The sequence below is a fragment of the Delftia sp. RIT313 genome, from assembly GCF_000632165.1.
In the GTDB taxonomy this organism is placed as follows: Bacteria; Pseudomonadota; Gammaproteobacteria; order Burkholderiales; family Burkholderiaceae_C; genus Comamonas; species Comamonas acidovorans.
In genome coordinates this window covers 1-25,814 of sequence record NZ_JFYT01000042.1, presented here as the reverse complement: position 1 = coordinate 25,814, position 25,814 = coordinate 1, and the positions used below count along the sequence as shown (strand labels likewise).

General features: G+C 65.2%; 21 protein-coding genes. 14 read left to right on the top strand and 7 right to left on the bottom strand.

Annotated features, from left to right (window positions below; genetic code table 11):
* Nucleotides 1–99 precede the first annotated feature (99 nt).
* Nucleotides 100–738 (top strand): hypothetical protein, encoded by a 639-nt coding sequence (locus tag BW39_RS32240; protein WP_326923861.1) that lies wholly within the window; start codon nt 100–102, stop codon nt 736–738.
* Nucleotides 739–1,170: 432 nt separating this feature from the next.
* Here the strand turns inward: BW39_RS32240 and BW39_RS32235 are convergent, their stop codons facing one another.
* The 6 genes from BW39_RS32235 to BW39_RS31950 form a co-directional block, all read right to left on the bottom strand.
* Nucleotides 1,171–2,106 (bottom strand): BclA C-terminal domain-containing protein, encoded by a 936-nt coding sequence (locus tag BW39_RS32235; protein WP_081816184.1) that lies wholly within the window; start codon nt 2,104–2,106, stop codon nt 1,171–1,173.
* 18 nt (nt 2,107–2,124) lie between these two features.
* A complete protein-coding gene (locus tag BW39_RS11335; protein WP_043821787.1) occupies nt 2,125–2,814 on the bottom strand; it encodes an IPTL-CTERM sorting domain-containing protein in 690 nt (229 codons plus the stop codon).
* Between the two features lie 134 nt (nt 2,815–2,948).
* Nucleotides 2,949–3,413 carry a phage terminase large subunit gene (locus BW39_RS11330; RefSeq protein ID WP_043821785.1) on the bottom strand — a complete coding sequence of 155 codons (465 nt, stop codon included), beginning with the start codon at nt 3,411–3,413 and terminating at the stop codon, nt 2,949–2,951.
* Nucleotides 3,410–4,078 carry a hypothetical protein gene (locus tag BW39_RS11325; RefSeq protein WP_043821784.1) on the bottom strand — a complete coding sequence of 223 codons (669 nt, stop codon included), beginning with the start codon at nt 4,076–4,078 and terminating at the stop codon, nt 3,410–3,412. Before BW39_RS11325 ends, BW39_RS11330 begins: the two co-directional genes overlap by 4 nt.
* A 1,447-nt stretch (nt 4,079–5,525) precedes the next feature.
* Nucleotides 5,526–6,254 (bottom strand): IPTL-CTERM sorting domain-containing protein, encoded by a 729-nt coding sequence (locus tag BW39_RS11320; RefSeq protein WP_235264194.1) that lies wholly within the window; start codon nt 6,252–6,254, stop codon nt 5,526–5,528.
* 212 nt (nt 6,255–6,466) lie between these two features.
* Nucleotides 6,467–7,648: a hypothetical protein gene (locus BW39_RS31950; protein WP_235264193.1), complete on the bottom strand. Its 1,182-nt coding sequence runs from the start codon at nt 7,646–7,648 to the stop codon at nt 6,467–6,469.
* Between the two features lie 186 nt (nt 7,649–7,834).
* Here BW39_RS31950 and dusA point away from each other — a divergent pair, with 186 nt between their 5' ends.
* The 3 genes from dusA (at nt 7,835) to rsxB (ending at nt 11,127) form a co-directional block, all read left to right on the top strand.
* A complete protein-coding gene (gene dusA, locus BW39_RS11305) occupies nt 7,835–8,845 on the top strand; it encodes a tRNA dihydrouridine(20/20a) synthase DusA (RefSeq protein WP_081816183.1) in 1,011 nt (336 codons plus the stop codon).
* Nucleotides 8,846–9,013: 168 nt separating this feature from the next.
* Complete coding sequence (locus BW39_RS11300) at nt 9,014–10,387, top strand: polyhydroxyalkanoate depolymerase (RefSeq protein ID WP_043821780.1); 1,374 nt, start codon at nt 9,014–9,016, stop codon at nt 10,385–10,387.
* Between the two features lie 23 nt (nt 10,388–10,410).
* Entirely contained in the window at nt 10,411–11,127 is a 717-nt protein-coding gene (gene rsxB, locus BW39_RS11295) for an electron transport complex subunit RsxB (protein WP_043821779.1), read from the top strand.
* Between the two features lie 28 nt (nt 11,128–11,155).
* Here rsxB and BW39_RS11290 read toward each other — a convergent pair whose 3' ends face one another.
* A complete protein-coding gene (locus BW39_RS11290; protein ID WP_043821778.1) occupies nt 11,156–12,694 on the bottom strand; it encodes a methyl-accepting chemotaxis protein in 1,539 nt (512 codons plus the stop codon).
* 188 nt (nt 12,695–12,882) lie between these two features.
* On the opposite strand from BW39_RS11290, the gene dapC reads away from it, so the two are divergent.
* From dapC to BW39_RS11240, 10 genes are all read left to right on the top strand, one after another.
* A complete protein-coding gene (dapC, locus tag BW39_RS11285; protein ID WP_043821777.1) occupies nt 12,883–14,088 on the top strand; it encodes a succinyldiaminopimelate transaminase in 1,206 nt (401 codons plus the stop codon).
* 51 nt (nt 14,089–14,139) lie between these two features.
* Nucleotides 14,140–14,964, top strand: coding sequence for a 2,3,4,5-tetrahydropyridine-2,6-dicarboxylate N-succinyltransferase (gene dapD / locus BW39_RS11280; protein WP_012205450.1), 825 nt, complete (start codon nt 14,140–14,142; stop codon nt 14,962–14,964).
* 180 nt (nt 14,965–15,144) lie between these two features.
* Nucleotides 15,145–16,314 (top strand): PilT/PilU family type 4a pilus ATPase, encoded by a 1,170-nt coding sequence (locus BW39_RS11275; RefSeq protein WP_012205449.1) that lies wholly within the window; start codon nt 15,145–15,147, stop codon nt 16,312–16,314.
* 86 nt (nt 16,315–16,400) lie between these two features.
* Nucleotides 16,401–17,561, top strand: a complete 1,161-nt coding sequence (gene dapE, locus BW39_RS11270; protein WP_043821776.1) for a succinyl-diaminopimelate desuccinylase — start codon at nt 16,401–16,403, stop codon at nt 17,559–17,561.
* A 20-nt stretch (nt 17,562–17,581) separates the two neighbouring features.
* The gene (gene prmB, locus BW39_RS11265; RefSeq protein WP_013802545.1) at nt 17,582–18,559 is read left to right on the top strand and encodes a 50S ribosomal protein L3 N(5)-glutamine methyltransferase; all 978 of its coding nucleotides are present in this window, start codon (nt 17,582–17,584) and stop codon (nt 18,557–18,559) included.
* Nucleotide 18,560: 1 nt separating this feature from the next.
* Complete coding sequence (locus BW39_RS11260) at nt 18,561–19,559, top strand: LysR family transcriptional regulator (RefSeq protein ID WP_043821775.1); 999 nt, start codon at nt 18,561–18,563, stop codon at nt 19,557–19,559.
* 175 nt (nt 19,560–19,734) lie between these two features.
* Nucleotides 19,735–21,333: an AMP-binding protein gene (locus BW39_RS11255; protein ID WP_043821774.1), complete on the top strand. Its 1,599-nt coding sequence runs from the start codon at nt 19,735–19,737 to the stop codon at nt 21,331–21,333.
* Nucleotide 21,334: 1 nt separating this feature from the next.
* Nucleotides 21,335–22,558 (top strand): acyl-CoA dehydrogenase family protein, encoded by a 1,224-nt coding sequence (locus tag BW39_RS11250; protein WP_043821773.1) that lies wholly within the window; start codon nt 21,335–21,337, stop codon nt 22,556–22,558.
* 41 nt (nt 22,559–22,599) lie between these two features.
* Entirely contained in the window at nt 22,600–23,619 is a 1,020-nt protein-coding gene (locus BW39_RS11245; protein WP_013802547.1) for a tripartite tricarboxylate transporter substrate binding protein, read from the top strand.
* A 94-nt stretch (nt 23,620–23,713) separates the two neighbouring features.
* Nucleotides 23,714–25,777 carry an ABC-F family ATP-binding cassette domain-containing protein gene (locus tag BW39_RS11240; RefSeq protein ID WP_043821772.1) on the top strand — a complete coding sequence of 688 codons (2,064 nt, stop codon included), beginning with the start codon at nt 23,714–23,716 and terminating at the stop codon, nt 25,775–25,777.
* The last annotated feature ends 37 nt before the right edge of the window (nt 25,778–25,814 follow it).

The window sequence follows — 25,814 nt, the reverse complement described above, 5'->3', positions numbered from 1 at the left end:
CATCACGCAATTGAAGATCAAATTCATTTAAGTCTTCTCATTAAATTACAAGCAGTTACAGCAAGCAGCCTCGCGCAATGGATGATTTTTGCGTCAGTGATGCCACTCGCTTGGAAGGCCGAGCCGGATGCACGCATCGCGGAAATGATGGAAACAGAAAAGGCCGGTGCGGTGGAAGAGGTTCGCGCCCTGATTCAAGACTGCCAGTTGACCGAGCAGAACGTGTTCCCTGCCAGCGGCTCCAAGGCGAAGAGCTTCGTGGCCATGCCCAGATTCCGCGCCCCCCCCCGAGACAGGTGCTACCCGGATCGGCCGCAGCAAGCCGCCGAACTGGATCAACGGCAAGAACGACAGGCAATTCCTGATCGAAAAGGCCAAAAGTTAGGCGGCGTGCAGCCGATACACCAAGCAAGGAGGTGCGCGCCAAGTCTAGGCGGCGCCTCAAGCCCCCGGGGTGCGTGCGCGCCAGGGGCTTTTTCTTTGGAGATTGACCTTCCGAACTGGACCGTGGGCTTGGAGGCCTGGCGGTCAGCCAGCGAGCCGCCTGCCCGCTTGTGTGCGGTGACCATTCCCATTGAGTGCTCAGAGTTGAACAAAAAGGAAAACGGGGTTGGATGGCGAAGAATCAGGCAACGATGCCAGAGCAAAAAACCCAATCAGATCAATGACAAATGTAGAAAATCAAGCACCGGCCAGCATGTGGCGCATGTCCGTGGCGCCCATGATGGACTGGATTGATTCTTGAAGAAAATCATTATCTGACAGTAACTTAGATGTATGCCCGTGACCCTCCGTAGCAACTTTGCAGCATCGCTGGCTCAGTTGCGCTTCTAATGGTGCGTAGATCCGGGTGTCTGCATGTACCGACCGATAAGGGGGGACCAACCAAGCCCGGAAGCCTTTGAAAAGAAAGGAGCATAGACCCGCCTGGAAATACAACCTGCTCATGGAGCCGCAACCAACGGATTAAAATTCCGACCCACCGAAATAGGCACAAAAGAAAAATCCTTTCCAATCAAACACTTGCAACGATAGCCACGCGTCTGGTGTTTTCGAAATCATTTCTTTTCACCATACTTCAGCCTACTCTGGACAGATTTTGGGCATAGAAGGCGCCTGGACGCAAAAAAGCGAACCCGAAAGTTCGCTTTCATGAGAAATCTCAATACTCTAATCGCTCAACTTCTCGGCAATTAAAGTAGCTCCGGCACCAGATTGCAGAGTAACGGCTCCGAGCATTCCAAAGAACTGGAGGCTCATGGTATCTCCAGCAGCCATGTTCAATATTGATTCTCCATCAAATTTGGAAACACCAGCATTATTAATTTCAGTGAGAGAGGAAACCTGCGCCCCGTTAACTATTACTCTCGCAGAGAGAGGCAAACTATTTGTTATTTTAATAGAATATTTTATTCTATATCTGCCACTGGACAAAATTGTAAATACCGTGTTAGTGCCATCAGAATTAAAACTCGAAATGCTTTGTTCATTTGGCAAGGGGATATTAGTTCCGCCGAGAATGACAGCAATTACGGGAGCGGAGGTATTGTGAGCAGCCATTGAGGTGGCAGTAGTTCCTCCAGCCCCTGCTGGTCCGGTGGGACCTGTGGGACCAGGCAAGCCAATATCACCCGTGGCTCCTGTCGGGCCTTGCAGGCCCGTGGCACCAATGGGGCCTTGGGCGCCTGTCTGACCTGTCGGCCCTGCAAGGCCGATCGGACCGGTCGGCCCCGTCGGACCGGCTTGTCCAGTAGCGCCGGTCGCTCCTGTGACGCCGGCTGGTCCTGTGGCTCCTGTTGCTCCTGTCGGACCAGGACTTCCCACAATCGCACCTGCTGCGCATTTGCCAAGTCGCCCCGTCGCGTCGTCATAGCAGGCCACGCTGCCAGCTTCCGTTGTATTGGGCAGGTTGGGCAGGTACACATCGCCGGTTTCCATGACCCGGAAACGCTCTGCATTGCCCGCATTGTTCTTGATGACGAATCCACCATTGGCCGGCGGTGTGATGGTGATGTCGGCGCCGCCAGGAGCCGCCATTGCAGCGCCGCTCAAGACGATGGCCGCAGCGAAAGAGACAGAGCGCAGCGTGAATTTCATGGTTTTCATGGTCTGTATGTGGAGTGATTAACGTTGTGCAGCGCGGCGCTGACGCCAGAGCGCCAGTGCCATGAGCAGAGAAAGGAGCATCAACCCGTACTCGCTCAGCGTGGGAATCGCTGCAGCAGACACGCTGGGACCAGCACCGATCTGCACGGTGGACGGAACCGTCGCATTGGTACGCACCACCGTTGCGCCAGGACCCAGGTTGATGACCGCTGTGCCACTGGCAGCCTGGAGCACCACGGGCTGACCAGGCACACCCTCGACGGTCAGCGTACCGAGCACGGTGATATTTGCCCCGACAGGCAGCACAAAGGTGCGGCCCGTACTGCTCTTGATGGTCAGGTTCTGCACGACCAAGGTGCCGCTTAGCTGGCTGGTGTTGCCCGGATCGCAGCCGTCGCGCAGCTCGATCGTGTTGTTGCCGGCATTCAGCGATCCGTTGATCTGCAGGTCACCACCCACCGACAGCGTTCCACCACTGTTGGTTATGGCGGCGGTACTTGCGAACGTAGCCGAAGAATCGACGGTCAGCGCGCCGCCCAGATCCAAGGTTCCCTGCATGTCCAGCGCAGAGCAGGACAGGTCTACGGCGCCCCCGGGCGGGACAACCAGAGAGCTGCCCGGTGGATAGGACCACTGGGCAGCGGCGTTGGAGGACAGCAGAAAAGCCAAGCCAACCCCGGCCAGCCATCGCGAAAGTGAAAAAGTCATCAAACAAGCTCCGCTGGGCATCAAGACCGCACGGCACAGTCACAGTAATGCGCCAAAAGTGTCAAGTATTGTCAACTGAAACAATATGCAACGCATTGAAATCTTCGATCAAGAACTCGTTCGCGTTTTTGTTGTCATGGGCGCTGGGTTTTCGCTTTTTCCAGCGTTAGGTGCACCTCCTGATTCAACAGATGCATGGAAACCTCAATCTCCTGACTGATCGCCTTGACCTGATCGCGCTTGTTCGGTGCGTCGCTAGCCTGCACGCTGCGGCAGAACTTGCGGAGGTCCAACGCCGCGATCTGGTCGGACAGCAGGCGGTGCACCGAGTCCCGCATGGACTTCTGGATCTCGCGCGCGCACAGGATACGCAGGGGGCGGTTGCTGCCCATCACCAGCAGGGCCATGGCCACGGACCAGGACTTGGCGCCGCCGCGCCCGCCGTACATGACCTTGAAGCGCTTGGGCTGGAACAGGCCGCGCAGCTTCGAGGGGAACTCGACCCGAACGCGCGAGCGGTCTACCTCGTAGTCCTCTGCGAAGTCCGGCTCCTCATCGGCCAAGTGCGCGGCCTGCAGGCTTGCGGACAGCAGACTCATGCCCCCTCCCCGTCTCGCGGATCGTTCTCCCGTGCCGGCGCATCCACGAAGTGCAGCTCGAAGTGGCCCACGTTGCCGCCGCCGTTCGGCCCCTTGCCCGCGTCCTTGTCGTTCATGCCGAAGGCCTGGCGCTCCATGTCCACCACGATGCGCAAGCTCTCGGCCAGCACCTTCATGGTCTTGGAGCGCTCCGGCAGGCTGATGACCTTCTGGTAGAGGTCGTTCAGCTTGTCCATGCCGTTGTCGTCGGGCGAACGCAACATCTCGCCCAGCTCCTGCAGGTAGCCCACCGTGTCCGCGTCCGCCATCTGCTCAAGCTCATCCAGCAGCGCATTGGTGATCTTGCGCGCCCGCTGGATGTCCCGCCTGTGCGCTAGCCGAATCGTGGCCACAGCCTGCGCATTCGCGTCCACCACCTCACGTTCGGACGCAGTACGCTCCGCGCGTACCTCGCTGCGTACCGCCTCCTTGCGTACCAGCTGCTCGGCCTTCTCCTGGATGCGCTCCGACAGGTCCCGGCTCCAGTCGTCACGCTTCGCGCGCTTGCGGATCGCTCCCTCGCTGATGCCCTGCTCTGCTGCGATCTGCCGAAGGCTCTTGATGCCGGCCCGGTAGTCCAGCTCGATGCGCTCCCACTGGGGAGTGTGCTTCTGTTCCTTGCTCATCCTCCCGAAGCTGACAGGCTTGGGACGGCATAACGCAACGCAACCCTGAGGAAGATGCTCTGTCGCAGGGCATGCAGGCGTACTAGCAAAACAATCGCCCTGAACGCCGGCCCTGTGCCGATCCACACATGAAGTCCTGGCGATGCGCAAAAAACAAAGCCCGCATTTGCGGGCCCTGCTTCCATCACAGACTAGCTTTTGCGCCTACTGCAGCCTCAAGGGCGCAACGATCGGCGAGGGAAGGCCAATCTGAGCTGCCGTAACGGGCTGCAGCAGCCAGCCGTACTGGCCCCCGGTAGAGGTTCCGCAACTCGAATTGTCAAACCCTGTGATACCTGTCGGCATAACGGCCAGGACCGTTCCGTTGGACTGAGGTGTCGCCGAGGTCACCATGAATGAGCCCAGCGAAAGCGACCATACAACCGTCTTGGCGTAGATGGAGCTTGCCGTCGTGGGACTGCCTGAATTCAAGTAACCTTCACCTGAGCAGTTGCCAGGGCCCGTGCCTTTGTAATAGATCTGAGAGTTGGGAAGCGTCCCATCCCAAGACATCACCATCAGGTGGCCCGTGCTGGTCACAAGGGTGATGTTATTCCGCGCCGCGCTCACCACCTTACCCAGGGTCACATTGTTGGCGTCAACCAAGGTCACGCCGCCGCCGGCAGGACCAGCAGGCCCGGTCGCGCCCGTGGCCCCCGTATCGCCTTGAACGCCCTGGATACCTTGTGGCCCTGTCGCTCCCAAACCTCCTGATGCTCCCGTCATGCCGGTAACACCTTGCACACCCTGAATGCCCTGAGGACCCTGCGGGCCCGTCGCACCAGTGCTGCCCGTAGGGCCGGTGGCACCAGTAGCGCCAGTCACCCCTGTCGGACCTGTCGCACCTGTCACGCCTGTGGTACCCGTCTGACCCGTGGCTCCCGTCACACCCGTGGCGCCTGTAGGACCTGTTACGCCTGTCGATCCAGTAACACCTGTCGAGCCCGTGGCTCCCGTCACCCCGGCGCCTGTCGGACCTACGGGACCGACAGCCCCTGTGGCGCCCGTGGGTCCTGTTGCCCCCGTCGCACCCGTGGCTCCTGCGCCAATGCCTGGAGCGCAATGCACCAGTTGTCCCGTCACGCCATCGACACACAGCAGCTGACTGCCAGTGGCCGTATCGGCCGGCAAAGCCGGAACCACCACTTCACCTGTGTTCTGTACACGCAGGCGCTCGGCCCCCGCCGAATTTTTGATAATGAAATTGCCGCCTGGAGGCATGGTGATGCTGACATCAGCAGCGTGCGCTACAGGCGCGAGGAAGCCAGCGCTCAGACACAAAGCAAAAATCAGGCGAGAAGGTATGGTGGTTTCTTTACGGAACATGGTTCAACTGCGGTTGGGATAAAAGCACTTGAGCACCCTGTACCAAACCTGTGGCCCAGGATGCCGGGAAGGGATGAACAATTCAGGAGGATGTGCGGCCGCGGCGTTGGCGAAGAAGAGCCAAGCCACCAAGCATCAAGCTCATCAACATCAGCCCATAGGTACTGAGCGTGGGAATGCTTGCCGGAGAAGTCACCACCGGTGCCCCGATCTGCACATTTCCAGGTACGGCGCTACCGCTGGGATTCGACAGCGTGGCGCCAGGCCCCATCGTGACGACGGCAGTGCCAGGGCCAGACGAAGTCAGCACGACCGGCCGACCAGGAGTTCCCAGGGTCAGCGTTCCAAGAACCGTCAGGTTGGTGCCCGCCGGCAGGACGACGGTGGGCGGGGTGGCTGTGGTGCTGATCAGCGTGAGATCTTTCACGACGATGTTGCCACTCAGCTGAAGGACAGAACCGGGCGCACAGCTGTCCGACAGGACTACGCTGCTGGCCCCAAGATTCAAGGGGACGGTGCTCGTAAGGTCTCCACTGACGTTCAATTGCCCCCCCGTCCCAGTAACCGTGGCCCCTGAGTCGAAAGCGAACGAGCCGGTGTCAAAACTCCCCGTACCCAAAGTCAACTCGCCCTGCATGATGACCGCCGTGCAAGGAAGCTGGAAAGAGCCTCCAGCAAGATCAATGCTGCTCCCCGGCGGCATGACCATCTGCCCCCATGCCGATCCACACACCGCTACGCTCAGAACCAGCGAAGCAACGCTACGCTTACCAAGTCCTACCATTTGATGATCTCCGCGACGGGGCGTCATGCCCCTAAGTTTTCAAGCGAGCATGCAACCCCCTGTGCACACCCAAGCGGCATGATCATCAGATACAAAATAGGGATAAGTTAACAAAAATTAACAAATGATAGTTTTGTTTCATTTGTTGAAAACTATCAACTTTTAGCGTACTACCTAACTGGCGGCCTCCCAGCATGCGTAGATGTCGCCCGCCTGGGGCTGGCGTTCCGTTGTCGTGGTCATGTTGTCGATCCTTCTCTCTGTCTGTAGCGATGCACTGGCTTGCGCGCCGGCAGCTCCGTGAGCCGGCTTTCCACCTGGCACTCGCGCACCAGGTACTGCAGCGCCCAATCGATCTCCCCCTTGCTGCGGCCCAGGGCCAGGACCAGCTCGGAATGGAAAAACCAGCGCCCGGGTGCCTGGCGTAGAAACCGCAGCAGCACGTCGGTGCCACTGCCCGGGCGGATGACGCCCGCGGGGCGCGGGTTGTTGTGTCGCGCCCCCTCCTCGTGCCAGCCCTCCAGCTGGCCAGCCAGCCAGTCCATGCAGCTCAAGCGGTGCCACCTTCTTCTTTTGCGTGTCGTCGCGGTTCGTGTGCGCGGCCTTGGTTTCCAAGATGGTCCTCTTTCAAAAATCCAGAATCGGCGTGGCGTTGAACAGGCCCAGCGCCCACAGCACAGCGGCTCGGTCGCGGGCATCGATGTTCGGGGCGTAGGCCAGCGCGCGCCATGCCAGGACCTGGCGCAGATGCGCGGCCATGAACGTGGTTTCCTTGCGCGCGGCGGGCGCAGGCCCTTGGTCCAGCCAGGAATGGCAGGCGGCGCAGCCCCAGGCGCTGTAGTGGTCGTCGGCCTTCCTGCGGTCCCCCTTCCCGTGGATGATGCCCGGCCGTCGCGGCTGGCGAAGTGCTCCAGCAGCCTGGCCTCTTCCTCGGGCAGCAGCCGGCGCGAGCGCTGAGCCGGCTTGGCGATCACACGCGTTCGCAGCAGCCCGGACTTGGCACGGTCCAGCACCTGCAGCGGCACATCGACGCCGCGCGCGGCCGAAGCATGCAGGAAGACCTGGCGCAGCCACACCATGTCATTGAGCACGGTGGCCGGGCCGGCCTCGCCTTCCGTGCGCCGCTTCTTGGTGTAGCCCATCAGATCCTGCACCGTGAGCTTGGTGGCCTGTAGGTCGGCCCGACCAGAGGCCTGCAGGCGCGCGATGTCGGCCTTTTTGCTACGGCCCCACTCAGTCACGTTTTCGGCCGCACTGACATAATCCCGCAGTGGCTCCCCCACTGAAATTTTCTTGTGCACAGCCTGGCAGGAAGCGCGCTCCTGGTCAATTTCGTACTCGCGCCTGCGCAGCCACTCGTTGGCCAGCACTTTCCGACGGTAGGTCTGGCTTTCGCGGTGGACGAACGTGCCGTTCTCCATCAGCCGGATCTGTGCGGTGCAGGCAAGCGAGCAAGCAAGCCGTGTGCGCGCTTGCGTGAAGTGATGCTCCCATCTGTTTTGTTACAGGTGAAGGATGTGGCAAAGCCAGCGAGAAAATCAGCAAAAACGGGGTTGGATGGCGAAGAGTCCGGCAACGACGCCAGAGCAAAAAACCCAATCAGATCAATGACAAACGTAGAAAATCAAGCACCTGCCAGCATGTGGCGCATGTCCGTTGCGCCCATGATGGACTGGACCGACAAACATTGCCGCTACCTGCACCGACTTCTGAGCCGCCACACCTTGCTCTACACAGAGATGGTGACGACGGGCGCTCTGCTGCACGGTGATGTGCCGCGGCATCTGCGTTTCGAGGCCGAGGAACACCCGGTGGCACTGCAGCTCGGTGGCAGCGAGCCTTCCGATCTGGCGCAGGCCGCGCGGCTGGGGGCGCAGTGGGGGTATGACGAGATCAACCTCAATTGCGGCTGCCCCAGCGAGCGAGTACAGCGCGGCGCGTTTGGCGCCTGCCTGATGAATGAGGCCCCGCTGGTGGCCGATTGCGTGAAGGCGATGGTGGATGTGGTGGATGTGCCCGTCACGGTGAAGCACCGCATTGGCATCGACAAGGATGAGAGCTACGAGTTCGTGCGCGATTTCGTGGGCACGGTGGCGGATGCGGGCTGCCGCGTGTTCATCGTGCATGCCCGCAATGCCTGGCTCAAGGGCCTGTCGCCCAAGGAAAATCGCGAGATCCCGCCGCTGCGCTACGAGATCGTGGCCCGGCTCAAGCAGGATTTTCCGGAACTGACCATTGCCATCAACGGCGGCATCAAGGCCGATGCCACGGTGCAAGAGCTTCTGCAGCAGGTCGATGGCGTGATGGTGGGCCGCGAGGCCTATCACAACCCCTGGTGGCTGGCCTCGTGGGATGCGCTTTACTACGGCGATGCGAGCGTGGAGCACACGCGCGAGTCCATCGAGGAGCAGATGGTGGCGTATATGGAGCGCGAGGCGCGCACGCATGGCACGCACTGGTACTCCATCGCGCGGCATATGTTGGGGTTGCGCAACGGGCTGGCGGGGGCGCGCCGCTGGCGCCAGGTGTGGAGCAATCACCAGCTCAAGCAATTGCCGCCTTCAGAGGTGATGCGGCTTGCGCGCACCAAACCGGCCGAGGCGGCGCTTGCCGCCTAGCGCGGGGGACTGCATTGCAGGATGGCCAGGGCTGAGGCGGCCGCTCGCCCAGGCCTATCGGTAAAAACTATCACTTACGCGACAGCATCAAAGGGGTTTTACTACCAATTTTCTTAGCTTGCTGCTGATATATTGCACTGCAACATATCCAAACAACCCCTTGTATCCATGCTCTATCAGCTCTACGAAATCCAGCGCGCCATGGTCGAGCCCTTTGCCGATTTCGCGCAAGCTGCAGCCAAGCTCTACAGCAACCCCCACTCGTTGCTGAGCCAAGGTCCGATGTCCCAGCGCATGGCCGCCGGGTTCGATCTGTTCTACCGCCTTGGCAAGGATTACGAGAAGCCCGAATTCAACCTGCACAGTGTGGATGTGGGCGGCGTTGACGTGACCATCCGCGAGCGCGTCGAAGTGGACAAGCCGTTTTGCGAGCTGCGCCGCTTCAAGCGCTTCTCCGACGACACCGATACGCTGCAGACCATGCTGAGCCAGCCCGTGGTGCTGATCGTGGCGCCGCTGTCGGGCCACTACGCCACGCTGCTGCGCGATACGGTGCAAAGCATGCTGGGCGGCCACAAGGTCTACATCACCGACTGGAAGAACGCCCGCCTGGTGCCCCTGGCCGATGGCGAGTTCCACCTCGACGACTACGTGAACTATGTGCAGGAGTTCATCCGCTACCTGCAGGGCAAGTACGGCCAGTGCCACGTGGTCAGCGTGTGCCAGCCCACGGTGCCGGTGCTGGCTGCCGTGTCGCTGATGGCCAGCCGTGGCGAGACGCCTCCGCTGTCCATGACCATGATGGGCGGCCCCATCGATGCGCGCCGCTCGCCGACCTCGGTGAACAACCTGGCGCAGAACCGCAGCTTCGAGTGGTTCGAGAACAACGTGATCTACCGCGTGCCCGAAGGCTATCCGGGCGTAGGCCGCCGCGTGTACCCGGGCTTCCTGCAGTACTCGGGCTTCGTGGCCATGAATCCGGACCGCCACGCCAATAGCCACTACGACTACTTCAAGGACCTGATCAAGGGTGACGACGCCAGCGCCGAGCACCATCGCAAGTTCTATGACGAGTACAACGCCGTGCTCGACATGGATGCCGACTACTACCTTGAGACCATCGCCACGGTGTTCCAGGACTACAAGCTGGTCCATGGCACCTGGGAAGTGCGTTCGCCCGAAGGCCAGGCCGAGCTGGTGCGCCCGCAGGACATCAAGGGCAGCGCCCTGCTGACCGTCGAAGGCGAGCTGGACGACATCTCCGGCTCGGGCCAGACGCGTGCAGCGCACGATCTGTGCACGGGCATCGCGGCAGAGCAGCGTAAGCACCTTGAAGTGCCGGGCGCCGGACACTATGGGATTTTCAGCGGCAGGCGCTGGAGAGAGATCGTCTACCCGCAGGTGCGCGAATTCATCAGTGCCCACCAGCCCGAAAGCGCCACGGCCGCCAGCGCGGCAGGTCACACCAGCAGCCTGAGCGATGACGCGCCCTCGGCCACCGAGCAGCCGCGCAAGCGCGGTGCCAAGGTGCAGGCAGGCTGAGCACCGAGCAAGCCCGGCACGCCATGTCCGCCTTCGCAATCCTTGCCCGCGACGATCTGGCAGCACGCATAGACGCGGCGCTGCCGCAGACGCAGTGCACGCGTTGCGGCTACCCCGACTGCGCCAGCTATGCCCAGGCCGTGGCCTCGGGCGAGGCCGGCATCAACCAGTGCCCCCCCGGGGGCGCTGCGGGAGTGGAGAGGCTGGCTGCACTGACGGGCCGGCCCGCTGTCCCACTGAGCGCCGAGCACGGCACGGAAGCCCCGCGCACCGTGGCCGTGATCGACGAGGCATGGTGCATCGGTTGCACCCTGTGCATCAAGGCCTGCCCCACGGATGCCATCCTGGGCGCCAACAAGTTCATGCATACGGTGATCGCCGCCCACTGCACGGGCTGCGAACTCTGCATTCCCGTGTGCCCGGTCGATTGCATCGAACTGCACAATGCCAGCGGCCCGGCCACAGGCTGGTCTGCCTGGAGCCCCCAGCAGGCCGAGCATGCGCGACAGCGCTATGTGCTGCGCCGAGAGCGTGAACAGGAGCGCGAACGCCTGGGTGCCGCCCGGGCGCAGATGCCTCTTGCATTGGGTGAGCAGGAAATGGCCGACGACGCCAGCCCTTCCACGCCCTGCCCGGCGCCCCCACTGGCGACCGACAGCAAGCAAGCCACCATCGCAGCCATCCTGGCCCGCGCACGCGCCCAGCGTGCGGGTGGCGCCTCAACGCCCAACGGGCATTGAGTGGATGCGGGCGGGCAGCGAGACCCGCCTACGCAGCCAGCGCCAGGCTCTTGTAGACCCCGCAACCCCAGTACAGCCCGCCATGCTTGCAGACGAAGGACATCTTGGTCTGTACCTGTTGCGTGGCAGGGTTTCTGAAGTCGTACTCCACCCAGCCTGGGCCGCGCTCGGCCTGGGCAATGATGTCGGCCAGCAGCTGCTCACCCCGTACGCCTGGCAGCTCCTGCACGCGCACGCCCACACGCGCAGGGTTGCCGCCAAAGGCGCGGTAGCTGCCGTCGGCGGCCAGGGCGAACACGTACATATCGCGGTCATGGAAGGGCTGGCCGGGGTCGTTCACGGCGGCCAGCAGTGCCTCGGTGGCCACGCCGCGCCGCGCCAGGCCCAGGGCCGACTCGACCAGGGCCACGGCCTCCTCCGCCGTGCCCTGCTGCAGCCGAAAGCGCGACACCGCCCCTGACAGCATCTGCGCGCGCTGCTGCAGCGCGCGTGCCTGGTCCAGCGCGTGGCCCACCATCTGCGCGTTGTGCTGGGTGATCTCGTCGATCTGGTGCACGGCGCGGCTGATCTCGGCCAGGCCCGTGCTCTGGCTGCCGGTCGATTGCGAGAGCTCGCCCATGTGCTCGGCCACCTGGCGGATGCCTTCGGTCACGCGCTCCATGCCACGCCCGGCCGTGCGGATCAACTCGGTGCTGTGCTCCACCTGGGTCAGCGCATCGCCAATCAGGTGGCGAATCTCGCGCGCCGCCTCCGCCGAGCGGCCGGCCAGGGAGCGCACCTCGCTGGCCACCACGGCAAAGCCCCGGCCCTGCTCGCCAGCCCGTGCGGCCTCAACGGCGGCATTGAGCGCGAGGATATTGGTCTGGAAAGCAATGCCGTCGATCACGCCGATGATCTCCCGCATGCGCCCGGCACTGTTCTCAATGGTCTCCACCGACTCCACGGCGCGGCCCATGGCCACCACGCCTTCATCGGCGGCACCGCGCACGGCGCTGGCCTGGTGATGGACCACGCCCACCACATCGGCGTTGTGCTGCACGGCGCTGCTCAACTGTTCCACGCTGACCACGGTCTGGGCCAGGTTGGTGGCCTGCAGCTCGGTGCGATCGGACAGCGCCTGGTGCTCGTTCACCAATTGCTGCCCGGCCTGCGCCACCAGGGCCGCATTGCTGCGCACATCGGCCACCATGCCCGACAGCGAGGTGACCATGCCTCCCAGCAGCGCCTTGGGCGTCTGGAGAGCACCGGCACCCTCCTGCGAGGCGGCAGCCTCCACGGTCACGCGCTGGCTCAGGTCGCCCTGGGCGATGCCCTGCATGGCCTGCTGCAGCAATTCGCGCTCGCCGATCACCCGCGACCAGAGCCTGTGCATGCCGCCCAGCAGCAGTCCGGCCCACAGCAGCAAGGCACCCCAAACCCAGGGCCCCAAGCCCGCCGAACCGGCCACCAACGCCAGCGGCGGCCCCGCCAATGCCCACACGGCGCATACAAGGAAGCCAGCCCCGGGGCCGGATGTATGCTTACGATGCCTGTTCCCCACTTTTTCCATGCCAGCGCCTGCCTGCATAGCTGATTGCCTCTCTAGTCATTGGTATCTGGAATTCACCGTTCACGAGGCCCCGCCACACGAGATGGCATGGCCCCAGTCGAGACCATGCCAGAATAGGTAACAGAATGCAAAAAATCCAGCGTGCAGACCCGCAGTCACCTGTGACAACGGCATGCCGAAAGCGCATCAATCCATAATGCGAGCCCATGAATCCCCTGCTCTCCCGACTCCAGCCCTACCCGTTTGAGCGTCTTCGCAAACTGTTCGCCGGGGTCCAGCCACCGGCGGGCGTGCGCCCCATCAGCCTTGGCATCGGAGAGCCCCGCCATGCCACGCCGGCGTTCATCGAGCAGGCACTGAGCGCCGACCTCGGCGGCCTGGCCAAGTACCCCGCCACGGCGGGCGAGCCCGCGCTGCGCGAGGCCTGCGCCCAGTGGGCACGCCAGCGCTATGGCATTGCCCTGGATGCCGCCACCCAGGTGCTGCCCGTCAACGGCTCGCGCGAGGCACTGTTTGCCTTCACCCAGGTGGTGGTGGATGCCAGCCAGGACGGCGCGCGCGTGATCTGCCCCAACCCGTTCTATCAAATCTACGAAGGCGCCACCCTGCTGGCCGGCGCCCAGCCGTACTACGCGCCCAGCGACGCCGCACGCAACTTCGCGGTGGACTGGGACAGCGTGCCCGCCGACGTGTGGGAAAAGACCCAGCTGATCTTCGTGTGCTCGCCCGGCAACCCCACGGGCGCCGTGATGCCGCTGGCCGAGTGGGAAAAGCTGTTTGCGCTGTCCGACCGCTACGGCTTCGTGATTGCCAGCGACGAGTGCTACAGCGAGATCTATTTCGACGGCACCGCCCCCCTGGGCGGCCTGGAAGCTGCGCAGCGCTTGGGCCGCACGGATTACAAAAACCTGCTGATGTTCACCAGCCTGTCCAAGCGCAGCAATGTGCCCGGCCTGCGCAGCGGTTTCGTGGCGGGCGATGCGGCCCTGATCAAGGCCTTTTTGCTGTACCGCACCTACCACGGCGGTGCCATGAGCCCCGTGGTGCAGACGGCCAGCGTGGCGGCCTGGGGCGACGAGGCCCATGTCGAGGAAAACCGCCGCCTGTACCGCGAGAAGTTCAACCAGGTCACGCCCGTGCTGGCGCGCGTGATGGATGTGCGCCTGCCCGACGCAAGCTTCTACCTGTGGGCCGGCATTCCCGAATCGCTGGGCCTGGACGACGCCGACTTTGCACGCGAGCTGTATGCCGCCACCGGCGTGACCGTGCTGCCCGGCAGCTACCTGGCGCGCGAGGCCAATGGCCGCAACCCCGGCGCCGGGCGCGTGCGCATGGCCCTGGTGGCCGAGACCGCAGAATGCCTGGAAGCCGCCCAGCGCATTGCACAGTTCATAGAATCGCGCCAGCGCTGAGACAGCCCTGCGCTCCCCTTTCCTCACAAACCCTTTGATCACCAAAGCCATATGACGCAACAGCTGCAATCCATCATCGACACCGCCTGGGACAACCGTGCCAGCCTCTCCCCCGCTGCCGCCCCCAAGGAAGTGACCGAGGCCGTGGACCACGTGATCGAAGCCCTGAACAACGGCCAGCTGCGCGTGGCCACGCGCGAAGGCGTGGGCCAGTGGACCGTGCACCAGTGGATCAAGAAGGCCGTGCTGCTGTCCTTCCGCCTCAAGGACAACGTGCTGATGCAGTCCGGCGACCTGAACTTCTTCGACAAGGTCCCCACCAAGTTCGCCGGCATGACCGAGGCCGAGATCGCCGCCACCGGCGTGCGCGTGGTGCCCCCGGCCGTGGCCCGCCGCGGCAGCTTCGTTGCCAAGGGCGCGATCCTGATGCCTTCCTACGTGAACATCGGCGCCTATGTGGACGAAGGCACCATGGTTGACACCTGGGCCACCGTGGGCTCCTGCGCCCAGGTCGGCAAGAACGTGCACCTGTCCGGCGGCGTGGGCCTGGGCGGCGTGCTGGAGCCGCTGCAGGCCAACCCGACCATCATCGAGGACAACTGCTTCATCGGCGCGCGTTCCGAAATCGTCGAAGGCGTGATCGTGGAAGAGAACTCCGTGATCTCCATGGGCGTGTACATCGGCCAGTCCACCCCCATCTATGACCGTGCGACCGGCGAGACCAGCTATGGCCGCGTGCCCGCCGGCTCGGTGGTGGTGTCGGGCAACCTGCCCAAGGACAACGGCCGCTACAGCATGTACGCCGCCATCATCGTCAAGAAGGTCGATGCCAAGACCCGCTCCACCACGAGCCTGAACGACCTGCTGCGCGATTGATCCGCATCCGCACCGCGCCAAAGGCGTGGTTGCGGCGCCAAAACATCCCCTGTTCAGGGGATGGAGCAAGGCATACTCTCGAGGGCGTCCCCGGCCACCAGGCAGCGGACGCCCGTTTCACGTCACAAGAGCGTGCAGACGATCCAAGAACAGCGGCAGTACACGAATTTGGGGGAAAACATGGGCACGATGGAGAGGATTTTGCGTCTGATGGGCGAGAAGCAGGCGTCCGACGTCTACCTGGCGGTCAACGCGCCGGCGCTGATCAAGATCAACGGCGAATGCGTGCCCATCAACAACCAGCTGCTGCCGCCCGACGCGCCGCGCAGCCTGCTGGCCGAGATCGTGCCGGCCGAACGCCTGCAGGAGCTGGACGAAACGGGCGAGCTCAACATGGGCGTGCCGCTGCGCGGCGTGGGGCGTTTTCGCGTCAGCGCCATGCACCAGCGCGGCAGCTGCGCCGTGGTGATCCGCTTCATCGCCCAGCACATTCCGGCCATGGACACGCTGAACCTGCCGCCCGTGCTGGGCGAGCTGATCATGCAAAAGCGCGGCCTGCTGCTGGTCGTGGGCTCCACGGGCTCGGGCAAGAGCACGACGCTGGCCTCGATGATCGATGCGCGCAACGAAAAGCTCACGGGCCACATCCTCACCATCGAGGACCCCATCGAATACCAGTTCCGCAACAAGCGCTCCATCGTCAACCAGCGCGAAGTGGGCTCGGACACGGCATCGCTGCAGATCGCGCTCAAGAATGCGCTGCGCCAGGCCCCCGACGTGATCCTGATCGGCGAAATCCGCGACCGCGAGACCATGTCCTCGGCCATGGGCTTTGCGCAGTCGGGCCACCTGTGCCTGGCCACGCTGCACGCCAACAACAGCTACCACGCGCTCAACCGCATCCTGTCCTTCTTCCCCGAGGAAATCCGCCCCACCATGCTGGGCGAGCTGTCGGCAGCGCTCAAGGGCGTGATCTCCCAGCGCCTGGTGCGCACCGTGGACGGCGGCCGCATGCCGGCCGTCGAGGTCATGCTCAACACCAAGCTGATCGCCGACCTGATCGAGCGCGGCAACTTCTCGGGCGTCAAGGAGGCCATGGAAAAATCCATGGCCGAAGGCTCGCAGACCTTTGAAGAGGCGCTGGCGCAGCTGGTCCGCTCCGGCCGCATCGACCGCGCCGAAGCCCTGGCCTTCGCCGATTCGCCCACCAACCTGATGTGGCGCCTGGAAAACGACGTGGTCAAGGCCAGCCATGCCGCGCCGTCCAGTCAGTTCGCCGAACTGGCCACCCCCGGCGAGGACGACATGCCCTCGTTCACGGAAATCATGCTGGAAGTCAAGCCGAACTGATCGGCCAGCCCCGCAGCGTTCACAATGTCGGAGCACGCTGGCGGCAGCCGGCCCTCCGACTTTTTTGTTTTTTGATTCCACCCACCATGTCCCGCACCCTGCAACTGACCGAGCAGCTGATCAGCCTGCCCTCCGTCACTCCCGAAGACGCCGGCTGCCTTGAACTCCTGGCCGATGCCCTGCAGCCCATGGGCTTTGCCTGCGAGCGCATCGACAGCGGCCCCGACAGCTTTCGCGTGCGCAACCTCTGGGCCCGGCGCTCCGGGACAGGCGCCGACCGGCCCGTGCTGGTCTTTGCCGGTCATACCGACGTGGTGCCCACCGGCCCGCTGGAGCAGTGGAGCAGCCCGCCCTTCGTGCCCACGCACCGCGACGGCAAGCTGTACGGCCGCGGCGCCAGTGACATGAAGACCTCCATCGCCGCCTTCGTCGTGGCGCTAGAGGAATTTCTGGCCGAGACACCGGCCCCCTCCTTCGACATTGCCCTGCTGCTCACCAGCGACGAGGAAGGCCCCTCGGTGGACGGCACCAAGGTCGTGGTCGAGCTGCTGCGCGAGCGCGGCGAGCGCCTGGACTGGTGCATCGTCGGCGAGCCCACCTCGGTGGAGCGCACGGGCGACATGATCAAGAACGGCCGCCGGGGCACCATGAGCGGGCGCCTCACGGTCAAGGGCATCCAGGGCCACATCGCCTACCCGCAGCTGGCGCGCAACCCCATCCACCAGGCCCTGCCGGCCCTGGCTGAGCTGGCCGCCACGCGCTGGGACGAGGGCAATGCCTTCTTCCCGCCCACCAGCTGGCAGATCAGCAACATGCATGGCGGCACGGGCGCATCCAACGTCATCCCCGGCCATGTGACCATCGACTTCAACTTCCGCTTCTGCACCGAGTCCACGGCCGAATCGCTGCAGCAGCGCGTGCACGCCGTGCTGGACCGTCACGGGCTGGAGTACGAGCTGGCCTGGACCATTGGCGGCCAGCCCTTCCTGACCACGCCGGGCACGCTGGTGAATGCCGTGCAGGCCGCCATCCGCGCCGAGACCGGCCTGGAGACCGAGCTGTCCACCACGGGCGGCACCAGCGACGGCCGCTTCATCGCCCAGATCTGCAGCCAGGTCGTGGAAGTGGGCCCGCCCAACGCCAGCATCCACAAGATCGACGAGCACATCGTGGTGGCCGACATCGAGCCCATCAAGAACATTTACCGCCGCACGCTCCAGGAGCTGCAGCGACAGCAGGCCATCTGAACGCGACCAAGGAGCCGACGATGACATCCGCCCCCACCCCTGCCAATATTCCCGCCATCTCGGGCAGCACCATCGCCGACCTCGTGGCCTCGGGCGCCGCAGCGCTCACGGCGGCCGGCGTGGCCTTTGGCCACGGCACGGCCACGGCCGAAGACGAAGCGGCCTGGCTCACGCTGTGGAAGCTGGGCCTGCCGCTGGACAGCGAACTGGCGCCCGGCGCGCCCGAATCCCTGGCCGACCAGGCCGTCAGTGCCCAGCAGCAGGCCGAAGTGGCCGAGCTTTTTGCAGAGCGCATCCGAACGCGCAAGCCCGCCGCCTACCTCACGCGCGAGGCCTGGCTGCAGGGCGTGCCCTTCTACGTGGACGAGCGCGCCATCGTGCCGCGCAGCTTCATTGCCGAGCTGCTGGCCGACGGCAGCATCGACGGCTGGCTGTCCGACCGCACGCGCCGCGTGCTGGACCTGTGCACCGGCAACGGCAGCCTGGCCTGCCTGGCGGCCATGGCCTGGCCCGAGGTCGAGGTCACGGGCGCCGACATCTCGGCCGACGCGCTGGCCGTGGCGCGCATCAACGTGGACCGCCATGAACTCGCCGAGCGCGTGCAATTGCTGGAGAGCGACGGACTGGCCGCCCTGCCCGGCCCCTGGGACCTGGTGCTGTGCAACCCGCCCTATGTGAACGCCGACAGCATGTCGCGCCTGCCCGCTGAATACCAGGCCGAGCCCGAACTGGCGCTGGCCGGCGGCGCCGACGGCATGGACTTCATCCGCCGCCTGCTGCTGGATCTGCCGTCGCGTCTGGCCAAGGAAGGCGTGGTCGTGCTGGAAATCGGCAATGAAAAGGACTTCTTCGAAGCCGCCTTTCCCGACCTGCCCGTGTTCTGGCTGGACACCAGCTCGGGCGACGAGCAGGTGCTGCTGATCACCCAGGAGGCGCTGCGCGCCTGGACCGAGGGCGACATCGAGGCCCTGCGCCCCACCTACCGCCCCCTGGGCTGAGATGGACCTGCGGGCGCTGCGCTACTTCATCGCGGTGCTGGAGGCGGGCAGCCTCTCGCGCGCCGCGCACTCGCTGTACGTGGCCCAGCCCGCGCTCACGGCGCAGATCAAAAAGCTGGAAAGCGAGCTGGGCGCCCAGTTGCTGGAGCGCAGCCACGCCGGCGTGACCCCCACGCCGGCCGGCGCCCAGCTGTACGAGGACGCACGCCGGCTGCTGTCCGACGCCGATGCCATGCGCGAGCGCATACAGCGCCTGCCCCAGGGCCCCGAAGGCTCGGTCACCATCGCCCTGCCCTTTTTGCTGACCAGCCTGCTGGCCGGCCCCGTGATCGCCAGCCTGCGCAACAGCCACCCGCGCATACGCATCTTCGTGCTCGACGACCTCAGCCTCATGGTGCAAAAGGCCATGCTGGACCGGCGCGCAGACCTGGCCATTCTTGTGGACACGGCCAGCCTGCACGACATGCAGGTGCAGCCCATGGCCGAGGAATCCATCTACATCTGCGGCCAGGATGTCGATGGCAGCGTGGCGCCGCTGCTGCGCCCCGCGCCGGACAGCGGCCTGCCGCACATGGACTTTGCCCACGCCTGCCAACTGCCGCTGGTGCTGCAATCGCGGCGCTTTTCCATCCGCCAGACCGTGGAGGCCGCGGCCGACGCACGGGACCTGCGGCTGAACATCGTCCACGAACACGATTCCGCCCGCGTCATCCGCTCGCTCTACCACTGCGGCGCAGGCTTCACCTTCACGCCCGCCTGCTCGCTGAGCGATGCGCCCGCCTGGCTGCGCGAGGAAGCCAAGGCTGCGCCCACGGCCATCCAGCACGGCTGGATCGTGGCCCAGGTCACGGCGCCCGAACTGCTGCGCCGCTACTTCCTGGCCGTACAGGCCAACCGCAGCAGCGACCCGGCACTGCAGGTGGTTCAGCAGGCGCTGATGGCACAGGCCCGGCAATTGATCACGGCCGGCATCTGGCAGGCACGCTGGCAGCAGGCATGACGGCATGACCGCAGGGGTCTGGGCACGGGCCATCAGCAAATACCGCAAGGGTTGATCTGGACATCAATTTTTCTGATGCGCCTGAATCACTAAACGGTATTTCCCCGCTCCAGGCCTCTTCTGGAACAGTGCATGGCACGCCGCGCAAAACGCGCGGCTTCAGCCAAGGAATGCCATGCACGAGACATCCCGGCCCACCGCAGGCCATCCCCATTCCCACTCCCTTCCTATCCTCAATGTCGGCGAACTGGTCGCGCGCAGTTGCAGGGCCCATGGCGCGCAGCCGGCCGTGACCAGCGCCGCCCGCAGCATCAGCTATGCCGAGCTGGAACAGCGCTCCAACCGGCTGGCCAATGCGCTGGCGGCGCTGGGCCTGTCCCGTGGCGACCGCGTGGGCATCTACCTGCCCAACTGCGTGGAAATCGTGGAGATCGAGATCGCCTGCTACAAGGCCGGGCTCATCAAGGCGCCCTTCAACGCACGCCTTTCGCCGCGCGAAGTGGGCGATATCGCAGCCAACAGCGATGCCGCCGTCATCGTGACCACCGCAGCGCGCGCCGAGGCCTTCAAGCCGCACCTGCAGTCCGCCGACGTGCGCCTGCTGCTGCTGGACGGCCCCGCCGGCGAAAGCTACGAGGCCCTGCTCGCCCGCGCCAGCGACCGCTTCCAGCCCGTGGCCGTGCAGGAGCACGAAGTGGCCGTGCTGCACTACACCTCGGGCTCCTCGGGCGTGCTCAAGGCCGCCATGCAGACCTTCGGCAACCGCCTGGCCCAGCTGCGCAAATTCCTGATGCGCGGCGAAGGCATGCAGGCCGGCCACGTGCTGGGCCTGGTGGGGCCGGTCACGCACGCCTCGGGCATGCAGATGGTGCCGGCGCTGTGCACGGGCGCCACCATCCACCTGTTCTCGGGCTTCGAGCCGGGCGCCTTCATGGCCGAGATGCAGGCGCGGCGCGTGACCCATACCTTCATGGTGCCCACCATGATCAACATGCTGCTGGCCGAGATCGGCGGCCGCTACCGCCCCCTGCCCGACCTGCTGCGCCTGGGCTACGGCGCAGCGCCCATGGCGCCCGCGCGCATCCTGCAGGCCATGGACGTGTTCGGCCCCATCCTGTCCCAGGGCTACGGTGCGGGCGAGACCACCTCCGGCGTCTGCGGCCTGACGGTGCAGGACCACCTGCAGGCGCGTGCATCGCGCCCCGAGCGGCTGGCTTCCTGCGGACGGCCCTTCCTGGAATCCCTGGTCGAGGTGCTGGACGACGAGGGCCGCCCGGTGCCCGAGGGCGAGATCGGCGAAATCGTGGTCAGCGGCGCCGATATCTTTGCAGGCTACTGGCGCGCGCCCGAGCTGACAGCCGAGGTGCTCAGGAACGGCCGCTACCACACGGGCGATCTGGCCCGCATGGACGAGCAGGGCTTTGTCTACATCGTGGACCGCAAGAAGGACATGGTCATCAGCGGCGGCTTCAACGTCTATCCGTCCGAGGTGGAGTCCGTGCTCTACGAACATGCCTCGGTGGCCGATGCCTGCGTGTTCGCCATCCCCGACGACAAATGGGGCGAGGCCGTGGCCGCCCACATCGTGCTCAAGCCCGGCCTGGCCGGCGACAGCGCCGCGCTGGACCGCTTCTGCGCCGAGCGCCTGGGCGGCTTCAAGCGCCCGCGCCACATCGAATTCGTACAGCAACTGCCCAAGAACCCCAACGGCAAGGTCATGCGCCGCGCCGTGCAGGCGCCCTACTGGGCCAACCACGCCCGCAAGGTGAACTGAGATGAACGCCAAGGACACTCTCCCCGCCGCCAACGCCGCCCTGCTGGAAATGCCCTTTGAAGGCTCCGAGCGCGCGGCCGGCCTGATCGACGCGCTCAACGCCTTCATCCACGGCGAACTGGCGGACCTCGCCCGCGCGCATGGCGTGGACCATGAAAACAGCGCCTCCACCGAGCTGCTGCGCCAGGTCTGGAAGCTGTCGCATGCGCGCGGCTTCTACGGCATGACCCTGCCCGAGGCCATGGGCGGCGCCGGCCTGACCGTGCTCGACCAGGTGCTGGTCAAGGAGGCCATCTACGCCACGGGCTCGCCCTTCGCGCCCCATGTGCTGGGCGAACTCAGCGGCCCGCCGCGCATAGGCGCGCTGATCCGCAAGGCCACGCCCTTGCAGATGGAGCAGTTCATCCTGCCCGTGGCACGCGCCGAGAAATCCATCTGCTTTGCGCTGACCGAGGCGGCGGCCGGCTCGGACGCGGGCGCGCTGGAGACGCGCGCCGTGCTCGAAGGCGACCACTACGTGCTCCACGGCCGCAAGCGCTTCATCTCGGGCTCGCCGTTCGCCGACTTGGCTGTGCTCATGGCCTCGACCGCGCCCGAGGGCAGCCCGCAGCGCGAGATCAGCGCCTTCTTCGTGGACCTGCATGCACCGGGCGTGCAGGTAGTCAGCGGCTACAAGACCATGGCCGGGCAGTCCAGCACGGGCGACATCGTGCTCGACGGCTGCCGCGTGCCCGCTGCCCAGTTGATCGGCGAGCCGGGCCGGGGCCTGGCCCTGGCGCTGGGCCGCATCACCGTCAACCGCCTGCTGCACTGCCCGGCCATGCTGGGCCTGGCCCAGGTGGCGCTGCGCGATGCGCGCGACTATGCGCTGGGGCGCCAGCAATTCGGCCGCAGCATTGCCCAGTTCCAATCCATACAGCACATGCTGGCCGACATGGCCACCGAATGGATGGCGGCGCGCGCACTGATGGTGCAGACGGCCCGCGCCATCGACGCCGGCATCGATGCGCGCGCCCAGGCCTCGATGAGCAAGCTGTTCTGCTCGGAGACGGCGTTCCGCATTGCCGACCGCGCCGTGCAGATCCATGGCGGCGAAGGCATCGTCCAGGGCCGGCGCGTGGAATTCCTGTTCCGCATGCTGCGCATGTACCGCGTGCTCACGGGCACCAGCGAGATACAGCGCAACACCATCGCCAAGGAACTGCTGGAGCGGGCCGGCGCCTGAGGCCGGCCGGCATAGAAGCGAAAAGACAAGGAGACAACGCCATGCAAGACAATCCATCCCAAAGGCCGGACCGACGCCGATTCCTGCGCGCTGCGGGCGCCGCATCGCTTGCCGCAGGCCTGCCCTGGGCCACCACAGCCGCCACAGCCACCACACACGACAGCGCCTGGCCCACGCGCCCCATCAAATGGGTGGTGCCCTACCTGGCCGGCACCAGCCCCGACACGGCCGCGCGCATCGTGGCCGAGGCGCTGTCGGCCCAGCTGGGCCAGCCCGTGGTGATAGACAACCGCGCCGGCGCAGGCGGCAACATCGGCGCACGCCAGGTGGCCAAGGCGCCAGCGGACGGCTACACCCTGCTGTACTCGGGCTCGCCCATGGCCGCCGCCATGCGCATGTACAAAAGCCCGGGCTACGACGTGTTCAAGGACTTCCGCCATGTGCTGGGCATGTCGCGCTCGGACATCCTGGTCGTCGTGCATGCCGACTCTGGCATGCGCACGTTGGACGACCTGGCCGCTCGCGCCAAGGCCAAACCCGGCGCGCTGGACTATGCCTCGGGCGGCGTGGGCACGCCATCGCACCTGGGCGTGGAAATGCTGGCCTCCAGCATGGGCCTTCAGGTCAACCATGTGCCCTACAAGGGCGCGTCCGAGCTGGTCAATGCCGTGCTGGGCCAGCAGGTGGCCTTCGGCGCCCCGCTGTTTTCCGTGGCCTATCCCCAGGTGCTGGCGGGCAAGCTGGTGCCGCTGGCCATTGCCGGGCCGCAGCGCAATGCCAAGCTGCCCCAGGTGCAGACCCTGGCCGAGCTAGGTGTGCCCAACGTCAACCTCACGTCCTGGGGCGGCGTGTCCGTGCCGGCCGCCACGCCCGAGCCCATCGTCCAGCGGCTGCGCACGGCGCTGGAGGAGGTGCTCAGGCAGCCCAGGGTCATCGCCTTGCTGGAGCAGGAAGGCGGCAAGGTCGCCATCACCAGCGCCGACGCCTATGCCAAGGGTTTCGAGCGCGAGATCCAGTTCACCCAGTCCATGATGCAGCGCGTGGGCATACAGCCGATCTAGGGCCTGGTACCAGGGCTTTGCACCGTGGCCGGGCACGGGCATGGCGGGCGGCAATCCTGTCCTGGCGCAATCGCTGGGATAATCCTGCCCATTCATGATCAGCCTTCGCAACATTACCCTGCGCCGCGGCACCCGCGTGCTGCTGGACAGCACCTCCGTCTCCATCAACCCCGGTGAAAAAGTCGGCCTTGTCGGACGCAATGGCGCCGGCAAGTCCAGCCTGTTCGCCCTGCTCAACGGCAGCCTGGCCGAGGACGGTGGAGAGTTCTCCATCCCTTCGCAATGGCGCCTGGGCCAGGTCGCGCAGAACATGCCCGAGACCTCGGAGACGGCCACCCAGTTCGTGCTGGACGGCGACACCCGCCTGAGCGAGCTCAACGCCCAGCTCGCGGCCGCCGAGGCCAGCGAGGACGGCATGGCCATTGCCCACGCCCACGTGGACCTGGCCGACGCCGGCGCGCACGATGCCGTGCCGCGCGCCCAGGCCCTGATCCTGGGTCTGGGCTTCAAGGTCTCCGAGCTGGAGCACCCCGTCAACAGCTTCTCCGGCGGCTGGCGCATGCGCCTGCAGCTGGCGCGCGCGCTGATGTGCCCCTCCGACCTGCTGCTGCTGGACGAGCCCACCAACCACTTGGACCTGGACGCCCTGGTCTGGCTGGAAGCCTGGCTCAAGCGCTACCCCGGCACCCTGGTCGTGATCAGCCATGACCGCGAATTCCTGGACGCCATCACCAACACCACGCTGCACATCGAAAACGCGCAGGTCACGCGCTATGGCGGCAACTACAGCAAGTTCGAGGAACTGCGCGCCCAGCAGATCCTGCTGCAGCAGGCCTCGTTCGAGCGCCAGCAGGACAAGATCGCCCACCTGCAGAAGTTCATCGACCGTTTCAAGGCCAAGGCCTCCAAGGCCAAGCAGGCGCAAAGCCGCGTCAAGCAGATCGAGCGCATGGAAAAGGTCGCACCCATGCTGGCCAGCGCCGATTTCACCTTCGAGTTCAAGCCGCCGGCCAACCTGCCCAACCCCATGCTGGCGATCACGGACGCCGCATTCGGCTACCTGGACGACGAAGGCCAGGCGACCACCATCCTGCGCGGCGTCAACCGCTCGGTGCTGGCGGGCCAGCGCATCGGCATCCTGGGCGCCAACGGCCAGGGCAAGTCCACCCTGGTCAAGACCATTGCGCGCGAAATGAAGGCCCTGGCCGGCACCGTGACCGAAGGCAAGGGCCTGAACATCGGCTACTTCGCCCAGCAGGAACTGGACGTGCTGCGCCCCGGCGAGAACCCCATGGAGCACATGATCCGCCTGGCACGGGACACCGGCGCCACCGGCCCGCAGGCCCGCGAGCAGGATCTGCGCAGCTACCTGGGTACGTTCAACTTCAGCGGCGACATGGTCAAGCAGGCCGTGGGCAGCATGAGCGGCGGCGAAAAGGCCCGCCTGGTGCTGGCCATGATCGTCTGGCAGCGCCCCAACCTGCTGCTGCTGGACGAACCCACCAACCACCTGGACCTGGCCACGCGCGAGGCCCTGGCCATGGCGATCAACGACTTCGACGGCACCGTCATGCTGGTCAGCCACGACCGCGCGCTGCTGCGCTCGGTCTGCGAGGACTTCTGGCTGGTCGGCCGTGGCGTGGTCGGCCCCTTCGACGGCGACCTGGACGACTACCAGCGCTACCTGCTGGAAGAATCCCGCCGCCTGCGCGAAGAGGCCCGCAAGGCCGAACAGGCGGCTGCGGCCACCAGCAAGGCGGCAGCGCAGGTGGAGCCCGCAGCAGCTGCTGCACCTGCAGTGCAGGCCCCCGTGGCTGCTGCGCTGGCCCCGGCTCCCGCTGCCCCGCCCACGCCGCCGGCCGCCAGTGCCGGAGACCAGCGCGAGCAACGGCGCCTGGCCGCCCTGGCCCGCCAGCAGATGGCCGAAAAGACCCGCCCGTTCAAGAAGGAACTGGAGCAGTTGGACAAGCGCCTGCCCCAGCTGCAGGCCGAGCGCACGCGGCTCGAAGGCCTGCTGAGCCAGCCCATCTCGCCCGCCGACATGGCCGAGACGGGCCGCAGCCTCAAGGCCTGCAACGACGAGATCGACAGCCTGGAAGAGCGCTGGCTGGAACTGAGCGAGCAGATCGAGCAGCTGTCGGCCGCGATTTCCGACTGATTCAGTCGTTCTCGAAAATCAGGCGGTCCAATAGGAC